At 39.4% G+C, this 21567-nt stretch carries 15 protein-coding genes; 7 read left to right on the top strand and 8 right to left on the bottom strand.

Annotated elements, in window-relative coordinates:
• Window positions 1-209: 209 nt before the first annotated feature.
• Genes H4J76_RS15750 through H4J76_RS15740 form a run of 3 tightly spaced genes read right to left on the bottom strand, consistent with a single transcriptional unit; the run spans window position 210 to window position 1978 of the window.
• On the bottom strand, window positions 210-728 hold the full coding sequence (locus H4J76_RS15750) for a CC0125/CC1285 family lipoprotein (protein ID WP_070373679.1): 519 nt from the start codon (window positions 726-728) through the stop codon (window positions 210-212).
• 12 nt (window positions 729-740) lie between these two features.
• Window positions 741-1490 carry a hypothetical protein gene (locus H4J76_RS15745; protein WP_182217205.1) on the bottom strand — a complete coding sequence of 250 codons (750 nt, stop codon included), beginning with the start codon at window positions 1488-1490 and terminating at the stop codon, window positions 741-743.
• A complete protein-coding gene (locus H4J76_RS15740) occupies window positions 1487-1978 on the bottom strand; it encodes an RNA polymerase sigma factor (RefSeq protein ID WP_182217207.1) in 492 nt (163 codons plus the stop codon). Before H4J76_RS15740 ends, H4J76_RS15745 begins: the two co-directional genes overlap by 4 nt.
• A gap of 119 nt (window positions 1979-2097) precedes the next feature.
• On the opposite strand from H4J76_RS15740, the gene H4J76_RS15735 reads away from it, so the two are divergent.
• On the top strand, window positions 2098-3438 hold the full coding sequence (locus tag H4J76_RS15735; protein ID WP_182217208.1) for a S8 family serine peptidase: 1341 nt from the start codon (window positions 2098-2100) through the stop codon (window positions 3436-3438).
• On the opposite strand, the gene H4J76_RS15730 is transcribed toward H4J76_RS15735, so the two are convergent.
• A complete protein-coding gene (locus H4J76_RS15730) occupies window positions 3435-4352 on the bottom strand; it encodes a surface lipoprotein assembly modifier (protein WP_182217210.1) in 918 nt (305 codons plus the stop codon). The two genes, H4J76_RS15735 and H4J76_RS15730, sit on opposite strands and share 4 nt — an antisense overlap.
• Before the next feature lie 63 nt (window positions 4353-4415).
• Complete coding sequence (locus H4J76_RS15725; RefSeq protein ID WP_182217212.1) at window positions 4416-5351, bottom strand: hypothetical protein; 936 nt, start codon at window positions 5349-5351, stop codon at window positions 4416-4418.
• 368 nt (window positions 5352-5719) lie between these two features.
• Between H4J76_RS15725 and H4J76_RS15720 the strand changes: the two genes are divergently transcribed.
• From H4J76_RS15720 to H4J76_RS15710, 3 genes are all read left to right on the top strand, one after another.
• Window positions 5720-9244, top strand: coding sequence for a M36 family metallopeptidase (locus H4J76_RS15720; protein ID WP_182217214.1), 3525 nt, complete (start codon window positions 5720-5722; stop codon window positions 9242-9244).
• 769 nt (window positions 9245-10013) lie between these two features.
• Complete coding sequence (locus tag H4J76_RS15715; protein WP_182230918.1) at window positions 10014-14501, top strand: ExeM/NucH family extracellular endonuclease; 4488 nt, start codon at window positions 10014-10016, stop codon at window positions 14499-14501.
• 66 nt (window positions 14502-14567) lie between these two features.
• Window positions 14568-15125, top strand: a complete 558-nt coding sequence (locus tag H4J76_RS15710) for a PEP-CTERM sorting domain-containing protein (RefSeq protein WP_182217218.1) — start codon at window positions 14568-14570, stop codon at window positions 15123-15125.
• 432 nt (window positions 15126-15557) lie between these two features.
• On the opposite strand, the gene H4J76_RS15705 is transcribed toward H4J76_RS15710, so the two are convergent.
• Together H4J76_RS15705 and H4J76_RS15700 are read right to left on the bottom strand one after the other, a co-directional pair.
• Complete coding sequence (locus tag H4J76_RS15705) at window positions 15558-17624, bottom strand: S8 family serine peptidase (protein ID WP_182217220.1); 2067 nt, start codon at window positions 17622-17624, stop codon at window positions 15558-15560.
• Window positions 17625-17945: 321 nt separating this feature from the next.
• Window positions 17946-18254: a hypothetical protein gene (locus tag H4J76_RS15700; protein WP_182217222.1), complete on the bottom strand. Its 309-nt coding sequence runs from the start codon at window positions 18252-18254 to the stop codon at window positions 17946-17948.
• A gap of 362 nt (window positions 18255-18616) precedes the next feature.
• Here H4J76_RS15700 and H4J76_RS15695 point away from each other — a divergent pair, with 362 nt between their 5' ends.
• Window positions 18617-19507, top strand: coding sequence for a TonB-dependent siderophore receptor (locus tag H4J76_RS15695; RefSeq protein WP_182230917.1), 891 nt, complete (start codon window positions 18617-18619; stop codon window positions 19505-19507).
• Window position 19508: 1 nt separating this feature from the next.
• On the opposite strand, the gene tnpA is transcribed toward H4J76_RS15695, so the two are convergent.
• Complete coding sequence (gene tnpA, locus H4J76_RS15690; RefSeq protein ID WP_182216024.1) at window positions 19509-19904, bottom strand: IS200/IS605 family transposase; 396 nt, start codon at window positions 19902-19904, stop codon at window positions 19509-19511.
• A 37-nt stretch (window positions 19905-19941) separates the two neighbouring features.
• On the opposite strand from tnpA, the gene H4J76_RS15685 reads away from it, so the two are divergent.
• Window positions 19942-21168 carry an RNA-guided endonuclease TnpB family protein gene (locus tag H4J76_RS15685; RefSeq protein WP_182216022.1) on the top strand — a complete coding sequence of 409 codons (1227 nt, stop codon included), beginning with the start codon at window positions 19942-19944 and terminating at the stop codon, window positions 21166-21168.
• A 69-nt stretch (window positions 21169-21237) separates the two neighbouring features.
• Window positions 21238-21513: a hypothetical protein gene (locus H4J76_RS15680; protein WP_182216021.1), complete on the top strand. Its 276-nt coding sequence runs from the start codon at window positions 21238-21240 to the stop codon at window positions 21511-21513.
• Window positions 21514-21567: the final 54 nt, after the last annotated feature.

Genomic DNA, 21567 nt, shown 5'->3' with positions numbered 1-21567 from the left:
TAGGTAAGCGGATGATTTGCAGGGGTATTAATTCATTCAAAAGAGGTGTCTTATGCTATTTACAGTGATGGGACCTTGAATATTTACCCTTTAGTTATAGAAAAACCCGGTAACATGCATGTTACCGGGTTTACTAAGTAGATTAACAGCTACCTCAAGTTATGTGATTATTACTTGCGTTTACATTAGCTATTATCACATGTTTATTTCTAATGCTTATCCAGTTTTTGTGACAAGTTTTCAATCACATCAACGGCGCTATAAGTCGATTCATTAGGCATAATGCCTTTGCCCATTCGAATCTCTAAAATACTATGCACTTCTTTACGGTTATTGCCGCTATTAAAGGCAATTCCTATTTCACTATGTGGGCGTTGGTAAGTTTCACAGTTGAATAGGCCACAACGGCGTTCAATGCGCTGTTGATGCGATAAACCAAATGCAGAGGCAACCTCTACTTTTTGAGACTCAACAAAAGTTTCTTTATTGGTCACGACAAACCAATCAAAACCTTGCTTTTGAGTGAGCTCCGCGGATCTTAATAGCGCATAATCAGCTGCATCAGCGACACTGTTAGAGATGATTTTAAATTGTACACGATACCTATCACTGGTAATTTTTTGCTCACTATAACCTGATGACCCTTTAGTTGCAGGGCGGTAGTCAGGTTGAGAAGCACAAGCTGATATTAATAAAGTGACGAATAAAAAGGGAATAAATGATTTCATAATGTACCTCGGTTATTGTTTATTTGTTTGCCAGTTATTGTTTATTGCTCGTTGTTCTTGAGCGCTATCCATTGCTTGTCCTTTGATCATCTCATCTATAGCGCTGTCTAGTTGTGCCTTGTTACTGGCAACACGGTAATTTTCAATATCTTGGGAAAACGCTACGTTTTTGGTGATTTTAAGCTGCCACTGCTGATTTTCTTTACAGGCAATGTTGATACTGGCCGCTTGTAAATTAATGTGCTGAAACTGTCGACAAAAATTACCCGCATGATTAGTGAAACTTAAATTAGCCATGACCTTATCACCTTGGTCTGTTGACGACATTTCACCACTTTTTGCCTTATCTAACACCTGTGATATCTCTGCAGTAATCGCAGTTGTTTGCTCTGACTGCATTAGGGTTATTGTTCCTACGCCAAATATCATCGAAATACCTGCCGCTAAGGCGTAATGTTTTTTAATGCGTTGGTTAACACTTTTCCAGCGTGACAAGCTAACAACATTTTCAGGCGTCTGGTCTTCTTTATTTTCTGCTATTTTTTTATCTAAGGTTTGTGCTAAGAGTAAGATACCATCAGGCATTGTAGTGCTATCAATAATGGCAGCATTTTCGTCAACCCAGTGATCAACTTGTGATAAGTCAGCCAAACGCATCACTAAATCGTCGTCAGTCTCTAGCGCACAACGGACCTCTTCCATTGCTTCTTCGCTCAGTTCGGCGTCTAAAAATGCACTCAATATTTCATTGTCTATTTTCATAAGCCTGCTCCTATTTGATAGGGTTTCATCATATCCATTAGTGCAACACGTGCTCGAGATAGCCGACTCATCACCGTACCAACAGGGATCTCCATAGAAGAAGCCACTTCTTTATATGACATGCCTTGAACGGCCACTAAAGATAAAATTGCCCGTTGATCGTCAGGCAAGGTACTCATCGCTTTATTAACGTGTGCCAGCGTTTCTTTGTTGTCAAATTGTTGGTGTTCATTAGCAGTTTGTGGCTCTTGAAGCTCTGGTTTGAGTACCGCATTCTGCCTAACTTTTCGTGACCGATATTCGTCAATCCAAACATTGCGACAAACCTTAAATGCCCACCTAGTTTCGTCTACTCCACTAGGCACACCTTTATTGAGTATTTTCTCTAGCGTGGTTTGTACTAAATCATCTGCATCAGCAGGATTACCCGTTAAAGAGTAGGCAAAGCGTCTTAGCATTGGTAGTATATTTTCTATAGGTTTATTCATTTTTTACTCCTCTCTACTAAGTAGACGTATCTAAAAAATATTTATTCCATAAAAGGAAATTTATTTTTAGTTGAAACGTTTTATTAACGACACACTTATTTTTTAGGCTGAAGACTAACATGAAAACCTTACCACTTACCGCCATATTTATTTCAATTCTTAGTACATCTCTACCGGCACAACAACTCACTAGCGGTGATGTTCTAGGAAATATAACCCTAGTAGATCGCAATTTAGACGATATTAGCCAGCAAATAAAAGTACCACGTAAACTAGCCCCATTTGCGTTAAGTCGCTTACCCAATGTTGATAAATTGACGACTGAGCCACTTACGGCTTTACCTGATTCATTATCAATAGAAACAGTAACAGGAAAAAACCTTTGGTTTGATGTTGAGGTAGAACAGGGATGGCGAGCCGTGAAGGGACAATGGATACTCTTAGCCGACGACCTTAATAAGGCACGCTTAATTGGTCAGGGTGCGGTGATAATCAATGAATCTCGTTATTCTGGTTTGGGCATGACATTGTTACGTTTTAATGTGCCACAAGCTCTCGACTCAAAGAAAGCCTTAATAAATATACTTTCTGCCAAAGCGTCACTGAGTTTAGCTAGAAATCATATTTATCAAACACAAAGTCAAGCCCGTCAGCTTACCGATAAAAAAGTAGTCGGTGAAAAGCTAAAAACTAAAAGCCTATTTAATGCTTGTCAGCTAAAGGTAAAAGTTGGTCTAGTTGATAGTGCAATAGACACAAACCATGATGCTTTTAAGCAGGCAAGTATTACCGCAAAGTCTTTTTTGCCTGCTGAATTAGATGCCTCAGTTCAACACGGTACCGTGATCGCAAGTTTATTGGTTGGTAAGACAGAGCAGTTGGTACCGCTTTTACCACAGGGTCAAATTTACTCGGCAGAAGTATTTTACCAGCAGTCAGATTATGTTCAGGGTGCAACTTTGTCAGCGATGATAGCGGGAATAAATTGGCTAATAGAACAAGAAGTAAAAGTGATCAATATGAGTTTAGCGGGCCCAGATAATAAAATTTTGCAGGCTGTGCTTACTTCGGCCATGGCAAAGGGCGCTTTAATTATTGCTGCAGCCGGTAATGAAGGTCCGGCGGCTCCTCCGATGTTTCCAGCGGCTTATAAAGATGTTATTGCGGTGAGTGCTATTGACCAATTTCAACAACCTTACCGTTGGTCAAATCGCGGTGATTATGTCGATTACTCTGCCTTAGGGGTTAATGTCTTAACGGCACAAAGTGGTCAGCGGGTGGGGCGGGAGTCAGGCACATCGATTGCCGCACCTTACGTAACCGCAGCTTTAGCCTGTTTAATTGCAAAAATTGGCGTCAACAGAAATCAATTATTAGAAAAGCTCAATGAATCAACAATAGATTTGGGTCCTCGCGGTAAGGACCCTATTTATGGTGTCGGCGCGATAGTAAGCCGTTAAAATTGCGCTTTAATCGCTAAAGTCGAAAGGGTTTGAGTGTATGTTTGGCTATCAAGCTCTGAACTGTAGTCGCCATATTCAACGTTGCCAATAACCACTAAATGTTCGTTAACGTTTAACTGCCACTGTCCGTGAAATATATGCCTATGTTCATCTGCTTTTGATTCACGCTGACTAGGGATATCATTATTGCTGACTGCTTGAAAATCTTTCGATTGAAAACGCCAACCGATAGTTGCTTTGTGAGCTAAGCCAAATAATTCAAATTTTTGAGATAACTTAGTGTTAACCCCATAGCCACCATAATTAAACTGTGAGTCTGTTGCCGTTTCTTTATCTGCGCTAAGCCCTAGCATCAGCATAGTGCGACCGTCATTGATAAAGTGAAATAATTCAGTACTTACACCAAAAGTGTTGGCATTTCGGCGAGTTATTACGGCAAAGTCTTTACGCTTTATTTTAAGGCTAGTGCGTAAAAATGTTTGGGGTTGAAGAAAAGTTCCCAAGTAAATACTGGCTTGTTGAAAGGTTAAATATGTCTCGCCAGCTAACTTAGCTTTAGCACCATCATAACGTAGCCCTAAATCTTTTTCCTGCCATTTATAGGTCCCATCAATACTGACTTGATGTAAGGCAAGATCAAAAGAATCTAACTGATGATAATCTTGGTCATTATATCGATATGATGATGTTAACTTTGCTTTATTATTGAACGTCCACAAGCCAGTAACCGCAGCCGTTTTTTGAATGCCACTGTCACCCTGTGAGGAAACTTCATCAAGCTCATCGACACTAAGCGCTGAGTTGTTTATTAAAGCCAAAGAAGCCTCACCACTAAAAGTAAATGTCTCTGGCGTTGCTGCCATCACTTGCATACTAAGGATGCACCCTAAACTGCTCAACATATATTTCATCTTAATTTCCTTAAATAGGATGCGCCAGGGTAACTGGCGCATTTAACAAGTTAGTCAGTAAGATTACAAGCCAATAGCTAAGTCGCTTGCCAAAGTGCTTACCACTTCAGCGGCAGTTGCTGCAGCAATTTCAGCGTTAACCTGCTCAGTAACTACACGACTAATTTGGCTATTCACGTCTTGAGTAATAACACTTTGCGTATCGCTGGTAATTGAATTAACAATATTGGCATTAATACTTTGCTCCAAGACCTGTGTGGTTTGTGCTGCTGCATCTGCAGCGGCAATGTTTTGCAAATCTCCTGACAAACTCTGCGACAGTTGCGAGGAACCAGTTAAAGAAGTGGCGCTATCTAACGCACTGGCATTTTGTAAGCCTCCCGACATATTTTCAAACATGCCTTGCGATAAACTCTGTGACAGCTGCGACGTATTAGCAAAAGACGTTTGGCTATCAAGGTTGGACGCCCTAGCAACCTCTTCAGATTCAGCTAAGTCTTCACCAGGTGTCGCTTCACTCTCTTGGGGAATATCATCTTCTGGTAGCTCTGTTGTGCTTACTTGGGTAAGTGATTGGGTCAGTGATTGGCTCAACGTGGCCGCAACACCAGCGGTTATATTGACAGTGCTTCCCATATTATTTGTTAGGGTCGCAACCATCTGATTATTGCTATCAAAAGCTTTAGCGCTTGTTGCATTAATGCCATGACTGACTTGCTGCTCTGTTGGTTCGCTTTGCGCTGGTTCACTTGGAGCAGAGGCTTGCGGATTGTTGTCTGCGTTATTAGCCGTAACTTGTGTATTACTCGTTGCGGAACTGTCTGAATTTACCGACATTTGTGCTGAATTATCAGTGCTATCAATTCCTTGAGATAATTGAGTATTCTGATTAACTTGGGCGTCTTGATTAATTTGAATCGTGTTTGCTTGTGCAGCACTTACCCAACAACTTAATCCGCTTACTACCAATACTTTTGCAATTTTATTTAATGAAGTCATGTTTGCTTCCTCTAAGGGTTGTTTATGTTAATGACACTTAGATAACGGATGAAGTGAGATATTTATTCCAAGTTTATTTAAATAAAAACACAAATTTAAAGCCTTTGTTTTTTTTAAGTCTGTATATCAATATTTTAGGCTGGCTTTTTGTTTTACTTTTTTTCCTCTACATAGATAAGCAGTAATAACACTGGGGGTTAATACCTAGCGTAAAAGAGGGGAATACCTGATTATTTTTTGTTTGAGAAATGGGCACCCTAGCTAAGTAAATAATTTTCTTACCCATAAAGTGTCCATGAAAGCGAATGATGTTGACTTATATGTTTAATTATCATGCTCATGGTCACAAATAATAAAAGGTGATTACAATGAAGAATACATTAATATCAAGTGCCATTGCTTTTGCACTGACTGTTCCGCTAAGCGTTATATCTAGTCAAGTTCATGCATCAACAAGCGATATCATTACTGGAAGTAATGCTGCTAATAAAATCTTAAATTTTGACGTTGCTGGTGTACCAAACGTTAATCAAATTCAAGATACGGGCCTAAATACTTTAATGAGTTTAAGCGCTGAGCAGGCTCAAGCCATCAGTCACTTTCAAGCAGCTAATCCAAACGCACAGGTAAATATCAATCAAGCAACAGGGACTGTTGATGCTATTACCGGCATGACCGTTAAAACGGCGGGTAACTCTGTTGAGAATATGGCGCGTAATTTCATTACCGACAATCAGCAAATTTTTGAAGGTTTAAGCAATGACCAACTGAAATATAATCGTAATCGCTCTAAAGCGGCATTAGGTGGACAAGTTGTTCGTTTCGATCAAGTTGTCGATGGTATTCTTGTTGATGGCAATGGTTTAGGTGTTGTTATTGATGGTAACAACAACGTTCGCGCCATTATGGGTCCTTATCAAAAAGCCCTTACAGTAGCGGGTCAACCAGGATTGTCTGCTGATGATGCGGTGTTAATGGCAACGCGTAATCTTGTACAATTCCAAAAAAATATCCCCGCAGAGGCTATGTCAATACTAACCCCGGCCTATGAATTAATAGCAGCAGAGCTAGGTGTGTTTAAAACACCAATACCAGAGCTACGCATAGTGCAAACGGCTGATAGCCATAGTTTAGTTTGGCAGTTTTATTACTACTCAACGAATCCTTTTGGCGTATTTAAATACATGGTTGATGCACAAACGGGTGAGATAGTTTACCGTGAAGATCAAGTGCGCACGGCCGAAGAGCCACAACCCACCGATCAATTTGCTGATTATTTTCCGACTTTCCCACCGATCACCAAAGAATTACAAGACTCTTGTGAAATTGTTGATGCAGATGGCGGTTTAACGGGCACACCTGAAGGGTTATTGCGCATTAAATTAAGAAAATTTGATGAAACTAACCGAGTAACAGGTGTTGGTAGTGTATTAACGGGGACTAATGCACTTATTCTTAATGCTTCATCGAGCAAATTGCCATTCGCTCAAGCGGCTTTAGGCACTTATTATTTTGACCAAGACGCTGCACCTCTTTATGGCCGCGTTAATGAACAAGATCATTTTGCTGAGCCTGCACAGCAATTCGACGGTATCAGTCAATTTATATATATCACTAACTTAATGGAATATTTAGACTATTTGCACAAAGATGGTGACGATGTTCATAATAGAGGGTTTGGCAGTGGTAGTTTTCCTGATCAATACCCTAATGAGTCAACGCCTTTAGTAGGTGTCGTTCATATACCTAACGTGTTTATGGCACTAGAAGCTCAAGATATAGACTTTAGTGATCCTGAGCTTTTAAATAAAATAGTAAACTTAGATAATGCTTTTGCTATACCCCTTACACAAGAAATTGGTGGTCAGGAAGTGGTTGTTAACCCAACATTTTATGGTCATGGTTATTACTTTAACAACTTAGCAATAGATTTTAGTGTACCAATGCACGAAGGTACGCATGCGACTATCACACCTATTGCTGGCTTTGAAGGTAGCCCTGAAGGTGGCGCCTTGAACGAAGGGCAAGCCGATTTATGGGCTTATACCATAGGTGAAACACCTGATTTAGGTAGTTACCCGGTTGCAGGTTGTGGGTTAAGAGACTTATTACGCGAAAATGGTACAGATCCTGATTCTTTTGAATATATTCGTAGTGGCCAAAGCCAATTACGTTATTCACAATTAGGAACACGCGGTGACGACTTTGAAGTACACAGAGATGGCGAAATATATGCCGGCGCGATGTGGGACTTACGAGAAATTATGTTAGAGATGTATCCAGCTAACGACTTTGCTCGCCCAGATCCAACAACGGGTGATGCAACACAGTTAACCAGTTTAGGTAAAGAAACGTGGGAACGTATTTTCCTTGGCTCTATGTATATTTTAGGGGTTACTGCGCCAGATACCTTTGTTAAAGCGCGAGATGCGGCATTAACAGCTGACGCTATGCTATATCCAACTGCCTCTGTTGATGCTAAATCTCTAGGTCAACATCATGCTATTATTGAACGTGTATTTGCCGCTCGTGAATTAGGATTAAACGCTTCAGCTCCATTAGGTGGTGTGCAGATGATTTCAACAGCGGTAAGTGACTTTACTGCGGGTCAAAAAGCACCAGCTGCACCACAAAATATTGTAGCGAGTATTACCAACCCAGACACAATAGATGTCACTTGGAATGAAGTAGATAATGCCATTGGCTATCAAATATTAAAGCGTAAAGGTGGCAGCCCAGCTCGTTTATTCGCTGGTGTCCCGGGTCGTGAATATGTCGACGGTGATATAGAAAATAATGGCTATACCCATGTTGAATTTGTAACGGGTGCCAGTTACAGCGATAAAGGACAAGGTTTTGGTCGTGGCGCTGGTCAAGGTATTGATGCTTATGATTATCAATATGTTGTTCGTGCTATTGAAGTTAATGCTTCGGGTCAAGTTGGTTTTTCTGATTTGTCAGGTACGGCGAAAACTAACTTGAAACAAAGAAATGTCACTAAGAAAGTTACCACACGGATCGATAATGTTTCTTTTAGTGAAGGTTCATTTTCTTTTGATAATATCTTAACAAATAATGCTTCGCATGATTTGTTTGGGCCGTTAAAGTTTAATATTGTCTCAATTAGTAGCCCTGATGTAACTGTAGCTAACGCTAAAAGTGGCACAGGTCAAAATGGCGATACTGCGACGTTTATTTATGACGAATCTTTATCATCACAAATGGACTCTTCAGCGATTAACTTTATCTTTAACAACCCGATGGCTGAGATGTTTACCTTTAAAGCTAAAGTGTTTGCTCAGATAGAGAAACCTTCAGTTGCGGCTAATGGTAGCCAAGAACCGATGGATTCATCTGCGGGTGCAGATCGTACCGTGGTTTATCATAATATCTCTGAGCATAAGGGCTTAGTTGCTATTGGCACTACAGACGTAGAAGTTGCTGACGGTGTTGATTATGTTGATGTGGTATTTACTGCAGAGACAAGTGCACAAAGTATTGTTGCAACCTTAACAGCAGATACTGAAGTGGGGGGAGCCATTCCAGATTTGGATTTCTCAATGCTCGACAGTGACGGCAATGTCATGGTTACATCTGGTAACTTAGGTCCTTCAGAGCAGGTAGGTAGTACGGTTGTTGGTGGTGAAAGCTACACTCTACGTGTTAAAGGTTATGCCAATGGTCCAACTCAATTTACTATTGTGTTAGACCAAATGGTACTAAATGAATCAGATGCGAGTACCGAAGCAAGTACTGCTGAGTCTGCTGTAGGTTCTGTGGAGCTAGTTGAGTTTGTAGTAAACCCAGCTAATGGCACGATTATGGTCGTCGAACCTGAAGATGCGAAGTCAGTAACTGCTGCGCCAATGATGGGTACAACAGCGACACTTTAATCATTTACTAAAAAAGTAATAGCCCACTTAGTGATATAAGTGGGCTTTTTTTTGCCTTTTTTTTGCTGAAAGTGTTTTGCCACCCACCAAAAAAATATCTTATTAATTAGCAATCAACGAGAAGAGAAGATACAAATATACTATTTGGAATAAATAGTTCATCCATTATTTAATTATCCATCCTGATGGTCAAGTGGCTACTACTTTTAAGCAGAATTGTTAAGTTAAACAGGCTTCTATTTCATTGTTTGTTATTTGACCACTTAGTCAGTTTATGGCATATTTTACTTTAATGTGATTTTTAATATAAATATTTTATTAAGTTATTCATTAAAATGTCATATTACAGGGAAATAATAGGCATATATAAAACAACAATATAAGGATGTAAAATGGAGTTTAGATACACGGACTTATCTTTTTTTATATTTTCTCTTCTCTCTAATACTGGAAAGTTTTATCCACTTTCTTTATCCACCCTATATTGCTCTCTATCATTGAAAATAATCGTTTCAATTTATTATTTGCACCACCAATTTTTGGTGAAATCTATCTGCGATTATTTCTTAAAATTTTTATCCAAAGAAAAAATATTAATTACGGCAGTAATTATAAAACCTTTATCATTCTAAATTATAGACAATACGTCCAAAAATAAATTAATTACGGTGTGAATGAGTGGTTTACAAAAAGTATTGAATCAAGTGGCTAAGTGCAAATATATTGCACTTTAATAATAATAATAATAAACATAATATGGAAAAATAAAATGAAAAAAAATCGATTAGCCTTACGACCCAAAATCATGGCTGTTCCCCTTACCAATCACAACCCCAAACGTTGCTTAAAAAAAGTAATGCTTATGTCTGCATTATGCTTTTCTATGACACAAACAGCGTTTGCAGCAGATGTTTTTATTAACGAAATACACTACGACAATGCAGGATCAGACGTAGGTGAAGCAGTTGAAATCGCTGGTGTTGCAGGAACAGATTTAACAGGTTGGTCAATTATTTTATATAATGGTAGTAATGGAACTAGCTATAGCTCTGTAAGCCTGTCTGGCATTATTCCTGATCAACAAGGAGGCTTTGGTACGCAATTTTTTACAAAGTCGGGTATACAAAACGGCGCACCTGATGCATTTGCATTAGTAGATAATCTTGGTGTTGTCGTTGAATTCTTAAGTTATGAAGGAACGTTAACAGCCACAAATGGTCCAGCAAATGGCTTAACAAGTATTGATATTGGTGTTGCTGAAACCAGTAGTACACCTACGGGTTATTCACTACAGTTTGATGGTTCAACTTGGCAAGGAGCTAATGCAAATACATTCGGCGCAGTAAATACAGGCCAAACATTTGATGACAGTGGTGATAGTAACAACGGTGATAATAGTGGTGGCGGCAATGTTGACGATGGTGCCAGTGGCAGCGTCTGTGTTAACTGCCCAGATCTAGAAAAAGTTACTAATTCGACCAATTTTGACGATGCCACTTATTATGAAGATGTAATTTTGGCGATTAATGGCGGACATGGTACCACAGCAATAAAAGCAGAAATAACTACCGCAATAAGTCAAAATCATAAAGACTTAAGTTATGCAGAGGTTTGGACCGCATTGACTGAAACTGATGAAGACCCGTCAAATTCAGATAACGTAATCTTATTCTATCGTGGTATTTCCAAAGCTAAACTTTCAAACGGCAGTGGCCCAGCTTCTAGTGATCCAGAAAACTGGAACAGGGAACATGTATGGGCGAAAAGTCATGGTGGTTTTAGTAGTGAAAGTCAGTCTGGCTATACAGATATTCATCACTTAAGGCCTACTGATATTTCAGTTAACAGCACAAGAGGCAATTTAGATTTTGATAGTGGTGGGTCTGAAATTGGAGAGGCGCCTGGTAATAAGGTTGACAGCAATTCATTCGAACCTAGAGATACAGTAAAAGGTGATGTCGCACGAATGGTCTTTTATATGGATGCGCGATATGAAGTAGCCGACGCTAACATGCCAGATTTGCGCGTTGTGGAAAGTACAAATACCAGTGGGCCTGAACTTGGCAGGTTATGTCGTTTAATTGAGTGGCATAATGCAGATCCAATTGATGCCTTTGAGCAAAAACGAAACAATACCATTTACGAATATCAAGGAAATCGTAATCCCTTTATTGATCACCCTGAATGGGTATCAACTTTATATGGTAGCGAAGCCTGTAACTCTAACGGCGGTGGCGATACTGGCGGCGGCGATACTGGCGGCGGTGATACTGGCGGTGGCGATACTGGCGGTGGAAATACTGGCGGCAGTACATCAAATATATTTATTAATGAAATTCACTATGACAACGCCGGCGGTGATATTGGTGAATCGATTGAAATAGCAGGTCCTGCTGGAACTGATTTAACCGGTATGAGTTTGGTTCTGTACAATGGTTCAAACGGAACAACGTACAAAACAGAAGTATTAGCTGGCGTATTGGCAGACCAACAGAATGGTTTTGGTACCTTGTCATTTGACATTGCAGGTATGCAGAATGGCGCACCAGATGGTATAGCGCTTATTGATAGTGATGGCAGTGTTCTAGAATTCATAAGTTATGAAGGTTCGTTAACTGCTACCAATGGTCCTGCTACTGGCATGACTAGTACAGATATTGGTGTTTCAGAAGTAAGTAGCACAGTGGTTGGTTTTTCTCTTCAGTTAGCGGGTATAGGTTTTACTTCCGCAGACTTTACTTGGCAAGCCGCAGCTGAAAATACATTTAACAATGTAAATACCAATCAAACGTTTTTGGCGGGTAGTGTCTTTATTAATGAAATTCACTATGACAACGTCGGCGGTGATACTGGAGAAGCGATTGAAGTTGCCGGTCCTGCAGGAACCGACTTATCAGGTTTGAGTTTAGTGCTTTACAACGGTTCAAACGGAACTACATACAAAACAGTTGATTTGTCTGGTGTGTTTACTAATCAACAAGCTGGATTTGGAACCATGTCATTTGACATCAGCGGCATCCAGAATGGTTCTCCTGACGGCATTGCTCTGATTGATAACGACGGAACTGTCATTGAATTTTTAAGTTATGAAGGCTCACTTACCGCTACTAATGGTCCCGCAAGCGGAATGATTAGCACGGACATAGGCGTTTCAGAAACAAGTAATACTCTTGCTGGTCTTTCTTTACAGCTTGGCGGAACGGGTTACAGTTCAGTTGATTTTACTTGGGAAGATGCCAATGCTAATACATTCAATAATGTAAATACAAATCAAACTTTTGGTTCTGGTGGTGATACTGGCGGCGGCGATGGTGATGGTACACCAATGCTAATAGGTCAGTGTTCAGACCCATCGACGTTTATCCATGATATCCAAGGCAATGCTGATGTTTCACCTTTAGTAGGCCAAAACCTTGTCGTTGAAGCTATCGTAACATCAGTGTTACCAGCACTTGACGGGTTCTTTATACAAGAAAGCGATACAGATGTTGATGCGGATCCGTTAACTTCAGAAGGACTGTTTGTCTTTAATACGGCCAATACAATTACACCATCAAATGGTGATCTAGTCCGTGTTGCTGGTAATGTTTCAGAATTTTTCGGGCGAACGCAATTATCGCCAGCACAAGATCTTATTATTTGTGGAACGGGTAGTGTATCTACTACGACCTTATCCTTGCCTTTTACTTCTGTTGAACAACCTGAAGCATTAGAAGGAATGTTGGTTAGTAACGCCGATTCACTTACCGTTAGCGATAATTATAACCTAGCCAAATTTGGCGAAGTTACGTTATCCAGCAGTAGATTGTTTGTGCCAACTAACATACATTTGCCTGGTTCGGCTGAAGCTGTAGCACTTGCGAATGAAAACTCCTTGAACCGAATTACTTTAGACGATGGTGTTAATGGCTCATATCCTGAGCAAATAATCTTCCCTACTGGAGGCTTATCGGCTGACAACAGCTTACGCATTGGCGACTTAGTTACTGAGTTAACTGGAATAATTGATTATAGTTTCAGTAATTACAGAATAATTCCAGTAGTAGCTCCTACGTTTGTAAATGACAACATCAGACTCGCCCAACCGGAACTGTCGCCATCTAACCTTAAAATAGCTAGCTTGAACGTTTTAAATCTATTTAATGGTGATGGTCAAGGTGGAGGTTTCCCAACAGCAAGGGGCGCAGATACCGCTGAAGAGTTAGAGCGTCAATTTGCTAAAACAGTGGCTGCAATTGTCGCTATTGATGCCGACGTTATTGGTTTAATGGAAATCGAAAATGACGGAGTAGACGCCAACAGTACATTAGCTCAATTAGTTGCGCGTATTAATGCCGTTTTGGGTGCAGAGACCTATGCATTTATTAACACGGGCGGAACCATTGGCACCGATGCGATTGCAGTTGCGCTTCTTTATAAACCTAGCAGTGTTTCAGCGTCGGGTAATGCCATGTTAAATAACAACGGCATATTTAATCGTCCTCCGTTAGCTCAAATATTTACGCTAAACAATAACGGTTCAGCTATAACTGTTGTTGTTAACCACTTTAAATCTAAAGGGGGTTGTAGCAGTGCTTCAGGTGCAGACCAAGATCAGAACGATGGACAAGCCTGTTTCAATGCAAAAAGGGTAGCACAGGCCAACGAACTGATGAATTGGTTAGCGACTGATGCGACATTGAGTCTGCAGGAAGATGTGCTAGTGATGGGTGATTTGAACGCTTATGCAATGGAAGATCCAATCAGAGCATTTACAAGTAACGGTTACACTAACCTCATTAATCAATTTGCAGGCGAACAAGCCTATTCGTACCTCTTTGGTGGTGAAGTGGGTTACCTAGATCATGCCCTAGCGAGCAGTAGTCTATTAACCAAAGTGGTTGATACAACAGAATGGCATATTAATGCAGATGAACCTTGTGTTCTTGATTACAACACTGAACTTTGTGGCTCTGGTTTTAGCCATCCGGATAAGACGGCTGATCAGTTAGTTAGCGTATATGACAATAATGCTTACAGAATGTCTGACCATGACCCTGTTATCGTTGCATTCGATTTTACACCTGCAGCAATCCAAGGCGATTTTGATGGAGATGGCGATATTGATATCAATGATTTACGCGGTTTGATGCGTGCAATACAGTTTGGACAAACGATCGATTTAGCGTTTGACCTCAATAATGATGGGGCCGTATCTATGATGGATGTTCGCGTTATGATGAGTTTATGTACTCGCACTCGCTGTGCGGCTAATTAGACTAAATTGCTTAAAACAGACAAACAATAAAACAAACAAAATTAAATTAAATTAAAAGGTAGTAAAATGAAGAAGTTATTAATAGTAGCAACGTTAATCTTGTGTGCAACGTTTGGTGGAAACGCTAACGCCGGACTAATTACTCTTTCAGCAGACCAAAGTGATGTTTTGGTTGGCGAAATGATGGAAATTACCTTAAATGCCACGGGTTTTGATGAATTTGATGTATTTTCTTTAAATGTTGATTTTGATACAAGTGTCTTTAGTTTTTTACCCTCTACGTTTACAACCGAACTTTCACGTCCTTTTATAATGGAGTTTAATCAAGTTGGAAGTGGCGTAGCTATTGGATTTGTTAATTTTACTCCATCAAGTGGTGATTTTTTATTAGGAAAGTTCACATTGCAGGCAATAGGAGCAGGGACGACCGATTTTTCTCTAGTGGTAAATGAATTTACCTTGAGTGACCCATTAGATTTTTTCGCTGTAGCAACGCCTGTTAACGCTGATGTATTGGGTCGAGTATCAGCATCAGTAACCGATGTTCCTGAGCCGTCTACATTAGCAATATTTGCGTTAGGGCTGATGGGATTAATGACGAGGTCTTTAAAGAAAAAATCTTAATTTAGGTTTAATCTTTGATTATAAAAGCGCTAATCGTCATGATTAGCGCTTTTTTTATCCGTTATTTAATTAGTGTTAGTGATAAAAATCCGGAAATTTTTGTCAGTTGATATTATGATAAAATTATAAGTATTAACGATCGCTTTATTGGACACCGATGGTATTACGCTATTAATTGTTAACATTCATCTTTACGTTGGTGTTAATAAACCTTTTTGATACTCATCTAGTGCATTATAAAGTATCGTTTTTTTGGCTTTAGTGATCGTTAAAGGTAGTGACTCTACTGTCTTATTTGCGCAAGAAACGCTAAACCAGAAAGTAGTATTGATGATTACTGATTAGGTTGAACAAAATAGAGAAAATAAATAAAAATTAGCCATAAAAAAAGCCGCTAGGTTTATCTAGCGGCTTAATACTTAAACTAAATAATTAATCATTAGTTTCAAGTTTTGATGTTGTTACTGCAATCGTATAGTCAGTAGCTACTGAAATATAACCATTAACGCGAAGCGTATAAATTCCGCCGCTAGTTGGGCGAAAGTTAATTTCTTCTGGGTTATCTAAAGAGGCGCTGTTAGCGACAACTTCACCGGCTTCGTTAAGCAAGTCAAAGTCTAAATCTGCAACACCTGACCAAGTTAACACAGCATTAAGCATAGAAACGTTGTCTGTCAGCTGTATATCATGGTCTGACACTTCCATATTTTCATATGATGGGCCAACTGAACCGGCAAAGTTACTGTCTGTTTTTATAATGACTGCAGCTGAGTCGACTAATTGACCGTCGAGTAAAATACCGTCAAATGAAACTGTACCGTTAACGCGTTTAAGACTTATGCTATGAACGCTATCGGTAGATAAATCTCTAAATGCAACGGTTTTAACTTGACGTTGAGGTGAATAATAATCTAATAAACCTTGGCTTTTACCATCAAGAAATAATTCGGCATGACCTTTTCTATTATTAGTTATATATTTTAATTGAACACTATCACCAATGAAATCAAAGCTAATTTGCGCGTTTCTACGTCGTGTTTGCTTAAAGGTGCCATCTGACGATAAGGTACTATTTTTTACAGCCCAGCGTTTTTTATAATTAATATTGTTATCAGTTTCAGAAACTTCAGACCAAACGCCTTGGCTTGACCAGCCAGTTTGTCCGTTGATAAAGTCTGCTCTTTCACCGATAGTAACTCTGGCCAAATCTACAGCCGCTTTTACGTTAATATGACCCGCACCCACTTGATGAACTTTATAACCCGGCATTTCATCTGCGCTGTCTTTTAAAATTTGTTCAACTTGATCCGGTGATAAAAGTGGATTCACTTCCAACAATAAACCGACCACACCCGCAACAAATGGTGTCGCCATTGACGTACCACTCATACTTGCGTAGTACAGGTGATATTCTGGATGTGCAGGGTCGATAATAGGACCTGCAGCGCCCAATGGCGTGTTAAGTGCTCGTGTTGATACAATCGCGCTACCTGGCGCAGTAATATCAGGTGTTTTAATCCAGTCACCTTCAACGCCTCGGCTTGAAAAATCAGCTAATTGACGGTCTGTTGTGCCAGCAGCAACGTTAATAACCCATGGGGCAATTGCATATTGATTAAGGGTGTTGTCATCTGGACCACTATTAGAAGCGGCAAAAGTCACTACGATGCCTTTTTTGTAAGCTTGATAAGAAGCTTGATTGGTTGGATTATTTGGATCAAAGCTTGCGCCGTCACCTCCACCCCAACTGTTAGTTATTACATCTATGCTATAACGTTCGCTATTAGCGATTGCATAATCAAAGCCAGCAATAGCATAAAGAATTGAAATTGCTTCACCAGCGCCTAGACCCACCAAAGTTGCTTTAGGGGCGATGCCTGCCTGGTAAAAACTTCTACGTTCATCATCTCTTGATGCTTCACCGCTACCGGCAACAGTGCCGCCAACATGTGTACCGTGTCCTGAACTCGTATCCGAATTTGGCACACCTTCTAAAAATAAGTTTTTACCACCAGCAAAATCAAGATCACCAGCAATTTTAACATTTTGGATAGTTTTTTCACCGAGTAATAAATCAGGGTGTGTTGCATCAACACCTGAATCTAGTACTGCAATCGTTGAACCTTCACCATAAACACCATAATCGTCATGTACTAGATGACCACTGGTAATTTCGCCAGAGTTATAGTTGTAATATTCTAAAGGCGCATCAAAATAAATACTCTTAACCCGTGAATCTTTAGCTAAGCTATTGATTTGGCTCCGAGTTAAAGAAGTGCCTGCCATAGGTAATACTTTTAACGCTAAATAAGGAACGTTTAAAGCGGTCATAACATTGTCGAGTTCATTGTAATGGTGAGTTGAAACAATCACTTTAGTACTTTGAACTAAAGTGGGTAACAACGTTTGTAATTTCGAGCCAATAAGCGCATCAGCATTAACATTAAATGTGGTCGCTGCAAGTACACTAACCGATAGTGCCAAAAGTGTCTTTTTCATTTTCTTATACCTTTTGAATGATTATAATTTTGAATGAGTTTTCTTTCATTAACTTAGCTACTGTGCATAATTTTTTTGAGCGTTATAATCGGGAAGAACCCCTAGGACAATGTGATAAAACTACTTAGCAATTATTTTAACTGGCTTAAAGGGGAGTGATGAAATAATAATGCTGACTTATATATCAGTCAGGCTTGATAAAATTAATACCCGTAACTTAATGAAAGTCATAATAATTCATTGAGTTAATAGTGAGGTTTGTCGAATGAATAAATGCAGGAGACTACTTATGGAAATGTTCAAAAACTATGAGTTTAATCGTTAAGCTGTTTTATTACCTTGTTGTCGATTTGATTTCTTAGTTGATAAATGAACACAGCTACTTTTTTTATTTGGACATCGCTTGGTATATTTATTTTTCCTATTCTTATAGGGTTTTTTACGTTTCGCTATAAAATCAATAGTTGGCCCGTCATCTATTTGATAAATTCCAGAGTTAAATGCTTTAGCCTGTTGAATTAAAGGGAGTAACGAAAATTGTGATGTTGAACTAATAAATACACCTGTATTGGTATTAATTATTTTTATAATCAATACACTAATAATCATAACAGCAATTTTATTTCTCATGACTTTATTTCTTTTAACGTTTTATACCACCAATCTACTGTGTACTATTTAGTTTGACGCTATAATCCGGAAGAACCCCTAGCTGAGATTGATAAAATCACTTAGCCATATTTTTATTAACCTGGTGCTAATATCCTACATGGGGCATACCATAAGCTAGCGTGGTAATTTTCAATTAAATCATTGGTTTCACTTTATGCTTTTCACTAGGGTGAACCGCTTTATTTGGGTGATATATACCCTAATCAGTTTGGTTTTTTTAGGGAAACCCTCTAAACTTTAAAGTAAACGTAGAGATACTTTAGATGGTAATACGGTTAAGCGGTCCGGCTTTAGTCATTAATTTTTGTCAACGAGTTGGCTTGATATCATTATTTATATTTACTGGCATAAGCTCTGCTGAAACAAGTTTGGAACAACAATCTATTTTTGAATTATCACTAGCAGAGCTGTTAAACGTGAGGGTTGATGTTGCTTCTTATACTTCTGAACGGATTATTCAAACTCCTGCAATAGTTTCCCGCTATGATCAAAATGATTTAACCTTGATGGGTATTAAAAGCCTAAAAGATATGTTGTCGTTTATCCCTGGCTTTGTTCTCCAAGAAAACCGAGCAGGGGGCACGCCCGTAATGATCAGAGGTATAGTCGAAGCCTTTAACCAAAAAATTCTCTTCATAGTCGATGATGTTCCTTATTGGATGCCATCACATTCTGAAATACCGCTCTTAGGTATTCCCATCGAGGCTATTAGCCATGTCGAAGTTATAAGGGGACCTGGTGCTATTTATTATGGTACCAATGCTTCTGCAGGTGTTATTAAAATTGTCACTAAACAAAAAGCGGGCAACAGCCTAGCCGTAAATTATGACTCTAATCAAAAACTCAATGTTGGCGGTTATTACTTTCACGCTTTTGATGATGACTCTCATTTTTCACTAGGGGTTGAGTCTCAAAAAGATAACGGTTTTACCAGTTACTTCGAGGGTACGCCGCAACCCCCTTCATTTCCAAAGGGTACACCAGATTTTGATCATATTGTTATAACAGAAGAAATGACCTCTGTGCTAGCACGCTTTCGCTATTATAGTTTTAATATCAACTTTCAAACGTTCGACTCAATGACCAATGATACTGACGAACCAACCCCTTTAAGCATCGCGACACAAAGAGAGCATAAGGGATATTTATCGAACCTGTCGAGAAAACCCCGTGATCCGAGCGAAGCGAAAGTCGCGGGGATGAATCGATAAACTATCCTTGTTCTTTAATGTATTTGCGAATTGTATCAGCGGAAGCATTGCCGACAGAACAAACAAAACATCCATCAGACCAGAAAGTATTCTCAATCCAAAACTGCTTTTTCAGGCCTGGATACCTCTTCCAAATCAACTTATTTGTCTGCTGCTTAATCCTTCTAACATGTTGCCCAATGGCATATCTTGGAGAAATCATCAGAAGTATATGGATGTGATCCTTGTCTACTCCAATCTCCTCAACTGAAAAGTCAGAACTATCTGATATGTCTAAAACAGCCTGCTTTACAAACTCTCCCATATCGCCAAAAAGTAGTTGCTTTCGATATTTAACCACGAGAATTAAATGCAGAGCAATTAGGTGCTTACAATGTGAATTCGTTTGACATTCCACTTGACAATCTCGGCTTGTACAGTAGTCTATACAGTATATGAAAAAGACGCTCAGATACAATTATCGGCTCAAGCCGACGGCAGAACAAGAAGTCAAACTCGTTGAATTTGGAGCATACGCCCGTGGCGTATGGAACTTGTTGCTATCTGAAAATATGCGTCGATATCGGTACGATAAAACATTTCTTTTTTACAATGAAATGGCATCGCTGATAAAAGATTTAAAAATGTTCGATGAATTCTCATGGCTCAAAGATTTTGACTCTGCGGCTTCACAACAAGTGGCTCGTGACCTTGAAACAGCACTAAAGAATTCATTCAATAAAGGCAGGGTTCAAAAGTTTCCGACTTTCAAGGTCAGCTTTAAGCAGAAGAAACTTCACGATGATAGCTACCGCTCGGTCAATACGAATGAAAATATAAGACTGGAAAATAACGGCATCACTATTCCAAAAATTGGTACGGTTAAAATTGCACTTCATCGTAAACTTAAAAGTAAAATCAAGTCAGCAACCTTCAAGATGAGGCACGGGAAGTGGTACGTTTCACTGACTCAAAAAGTCGAGTGCAAGAGTAAAAAGCAAGTGCTATCAACACTTGTGGGCTATGACATCAACAGCCAATATACGGTTGTCGGCTCAAATGGTCTGTACGTTGAAAACCCGAAAGTTTTTAAGAAGTCATCAACGAAATTAAAACAAATTCAAGTCCAGTTGAGCCGTCGTAAGAAAGGTTCGAATCGCTGGCACAAAACAAAATCACGTTTAAACAAAATTCACGGGAAAATCTCTAGCCAACGCCTAGCGTTCGCTCACGAAGTATCATGCTCGATAGCCAAGAGTAGCGATATTATCGTGTTTGAGGATTTAAACGTGAAAGGAATGCAGCAATTTAATGGCCAGATGGTGAATGATAATGTGATGGGAATGATCACTGAATTAACCAGGTATAAGGCTGAATTAAATGGAGTTGTTTACCATGAAATTGGTCGGTTTGTGAAATCTTCCGGCATTTGCTATGGATGTAAGTATGAGCATAAATTCGATTTGAGTGTGCGAGAATTTTCCTGTGTGAGCTGTGGATTAGTACAGTGCAGAGATTTAGCAGCAGCTAAATCTGTTGCAGACACAGGCGAAAAAGAGTTAATAGCTAATGGGATATTAGCTAGGGCGTTGCCCAAATTTCAGCAGAAATCACCTTCTAAAATGAAAGTCTTTGAGCTATCAAAGTTTGGTGTGGGATCTGAGAAAAAAGAAGCAGCCTAGTTATCAAAAGCTAGATTGCAGAAGCCCCGTGATCAGAGCGAAGCGAAGTCGCGGGGTAGTTCACTGCATATGGATAAAAGTTGGCAGTTTGAACACGCCAATATGCAAGTTTACAGTGAATATAATCAATTTTATTTACAATTCGTCTCACGAAATGTACTTAGTTTGGGCAATGACGGAGGATTTCGCTTTGATAATAATGGTGACAACAATACCCGTTGGCGAACTGGAGTCACTTTTGATTATCATTGGAATAATCATTTAACGCTAAATAGCGGTATGGAGTTTGAAAAGCGTCGCATTGAAAATTACAATTTATTCAAAGAGGTTTCAGTAACAATCTAGTCAGTTTTTTAATTCAGGCAGTTTTGATCGAAGTGGTATTGAATTGAATTGGAT

Origin of the sequence: Colwellia sp. BRX9-1 (genome assembly GCF_014077195.1) — a bacterium.
Classification (GTDB): domain Bacteria; phylum Pseudomonadota; class Gammaproteobacteria; order Enterobacterales; family Alteromonadaceae; genus Colwellia_A.
This window is presented reverse-complemented; position numbering and strand designations above follow the sequence as displayed.

Excerpts from the sequence above, each read along its gene's own strand:
- H4J76_RS15750 (WP_070373679.1), bottom strand. The coding sequence starts at position 728 with ATGAAATCATTTATTCCCTTTTTATTCGTCACTTTATTAATATCAGCT.
- H4J76_RS15745 (WP_182217205.1), bottom strand. The coding sequence starts at position 1,490 with ATGAAAATAGACAATGAAATATTGAGTGCATTTTTAGACGCCGAACTG.
- H4J76_RS15740 (WP_182217207.1), bottom strand. The coding sequence starts at position 1,978 with ATGAATAAACCTATAGAAAATATACTACCAATGCTAAGACGCTTTGCC.
- H4J76_RS15735 (WP_182217208.1), top strand. The coding sequence starts at position 2,098 with ATGAAAACCTTACCACTTACCGCCATATTTATTTCAATTCTTAGTACA.
- H4J76_RS15730 (WP_182217210.1), bottom strand. The coding sequence starts at position 4,352 with ATGAAATATATGTTGAGCAGTTTAGGGTGCATCCTTAGTATGCAAGTG.
- H4J76_RS15725 (WP_182217212.1), bottom strand. The coding sequence starts at position 5,351 with ATGACTTCATTAAATAAAATTGCAAAAGTATTGGTAGTAAGCGGATTA.
- H4J76_RS15720 (WP_182217214.1), top strand. The coding sequence starts at position 5,720 with ATGAAGAATACATTAATATCAAGTGCCATTGCTTTTGCACTGACTGTT.
- H4J76_RS15715 (WP_182230918.1), top strand. The coding sequence starts at position 10,014 with ATGAAAAAAAATCGATTAGCCTTACGACCCAAAATCATGGCTGTTCCC.
- H4J76_RS15710 (WP_182217218.1), top strand. The coding sequence starts at position 14,568 with ATGAAGAAGTTATTAATAGTAGCAACGTTAATCTTGTGTGCAACGTTT.
- H4J76_RS15705 (WP_182217220.1), bottom strand. The coding sequence starts at position 17,624 with ATGAAAAAGACACTTTTGGCACTATCGGTTAGTGTACTTGCAGCGACC.
- H4J76_RS15700 (WP_182217222.1), bottom strand. The coding sequence starts at position 18,254 with ATGAGAAATAAAATTGCTGTTATGATTATTAGTGTATTGATTATAAAA.
- H4J76_RS15685 (WP_182216022.1), top strand. The coding sequence starts at position 19,942 with ATGAAAAAGACGCTCAGATACAATTATCGGCTCAAGCCGACGGCAGAA.
- H4J76_RS15680 (WP_182216021.1), top strand. The coding sequence starts at position 21,238 with ATGGATAAAAGTTGGCAGTTTGAACACGCCAATATGCAAGTTTACAGT.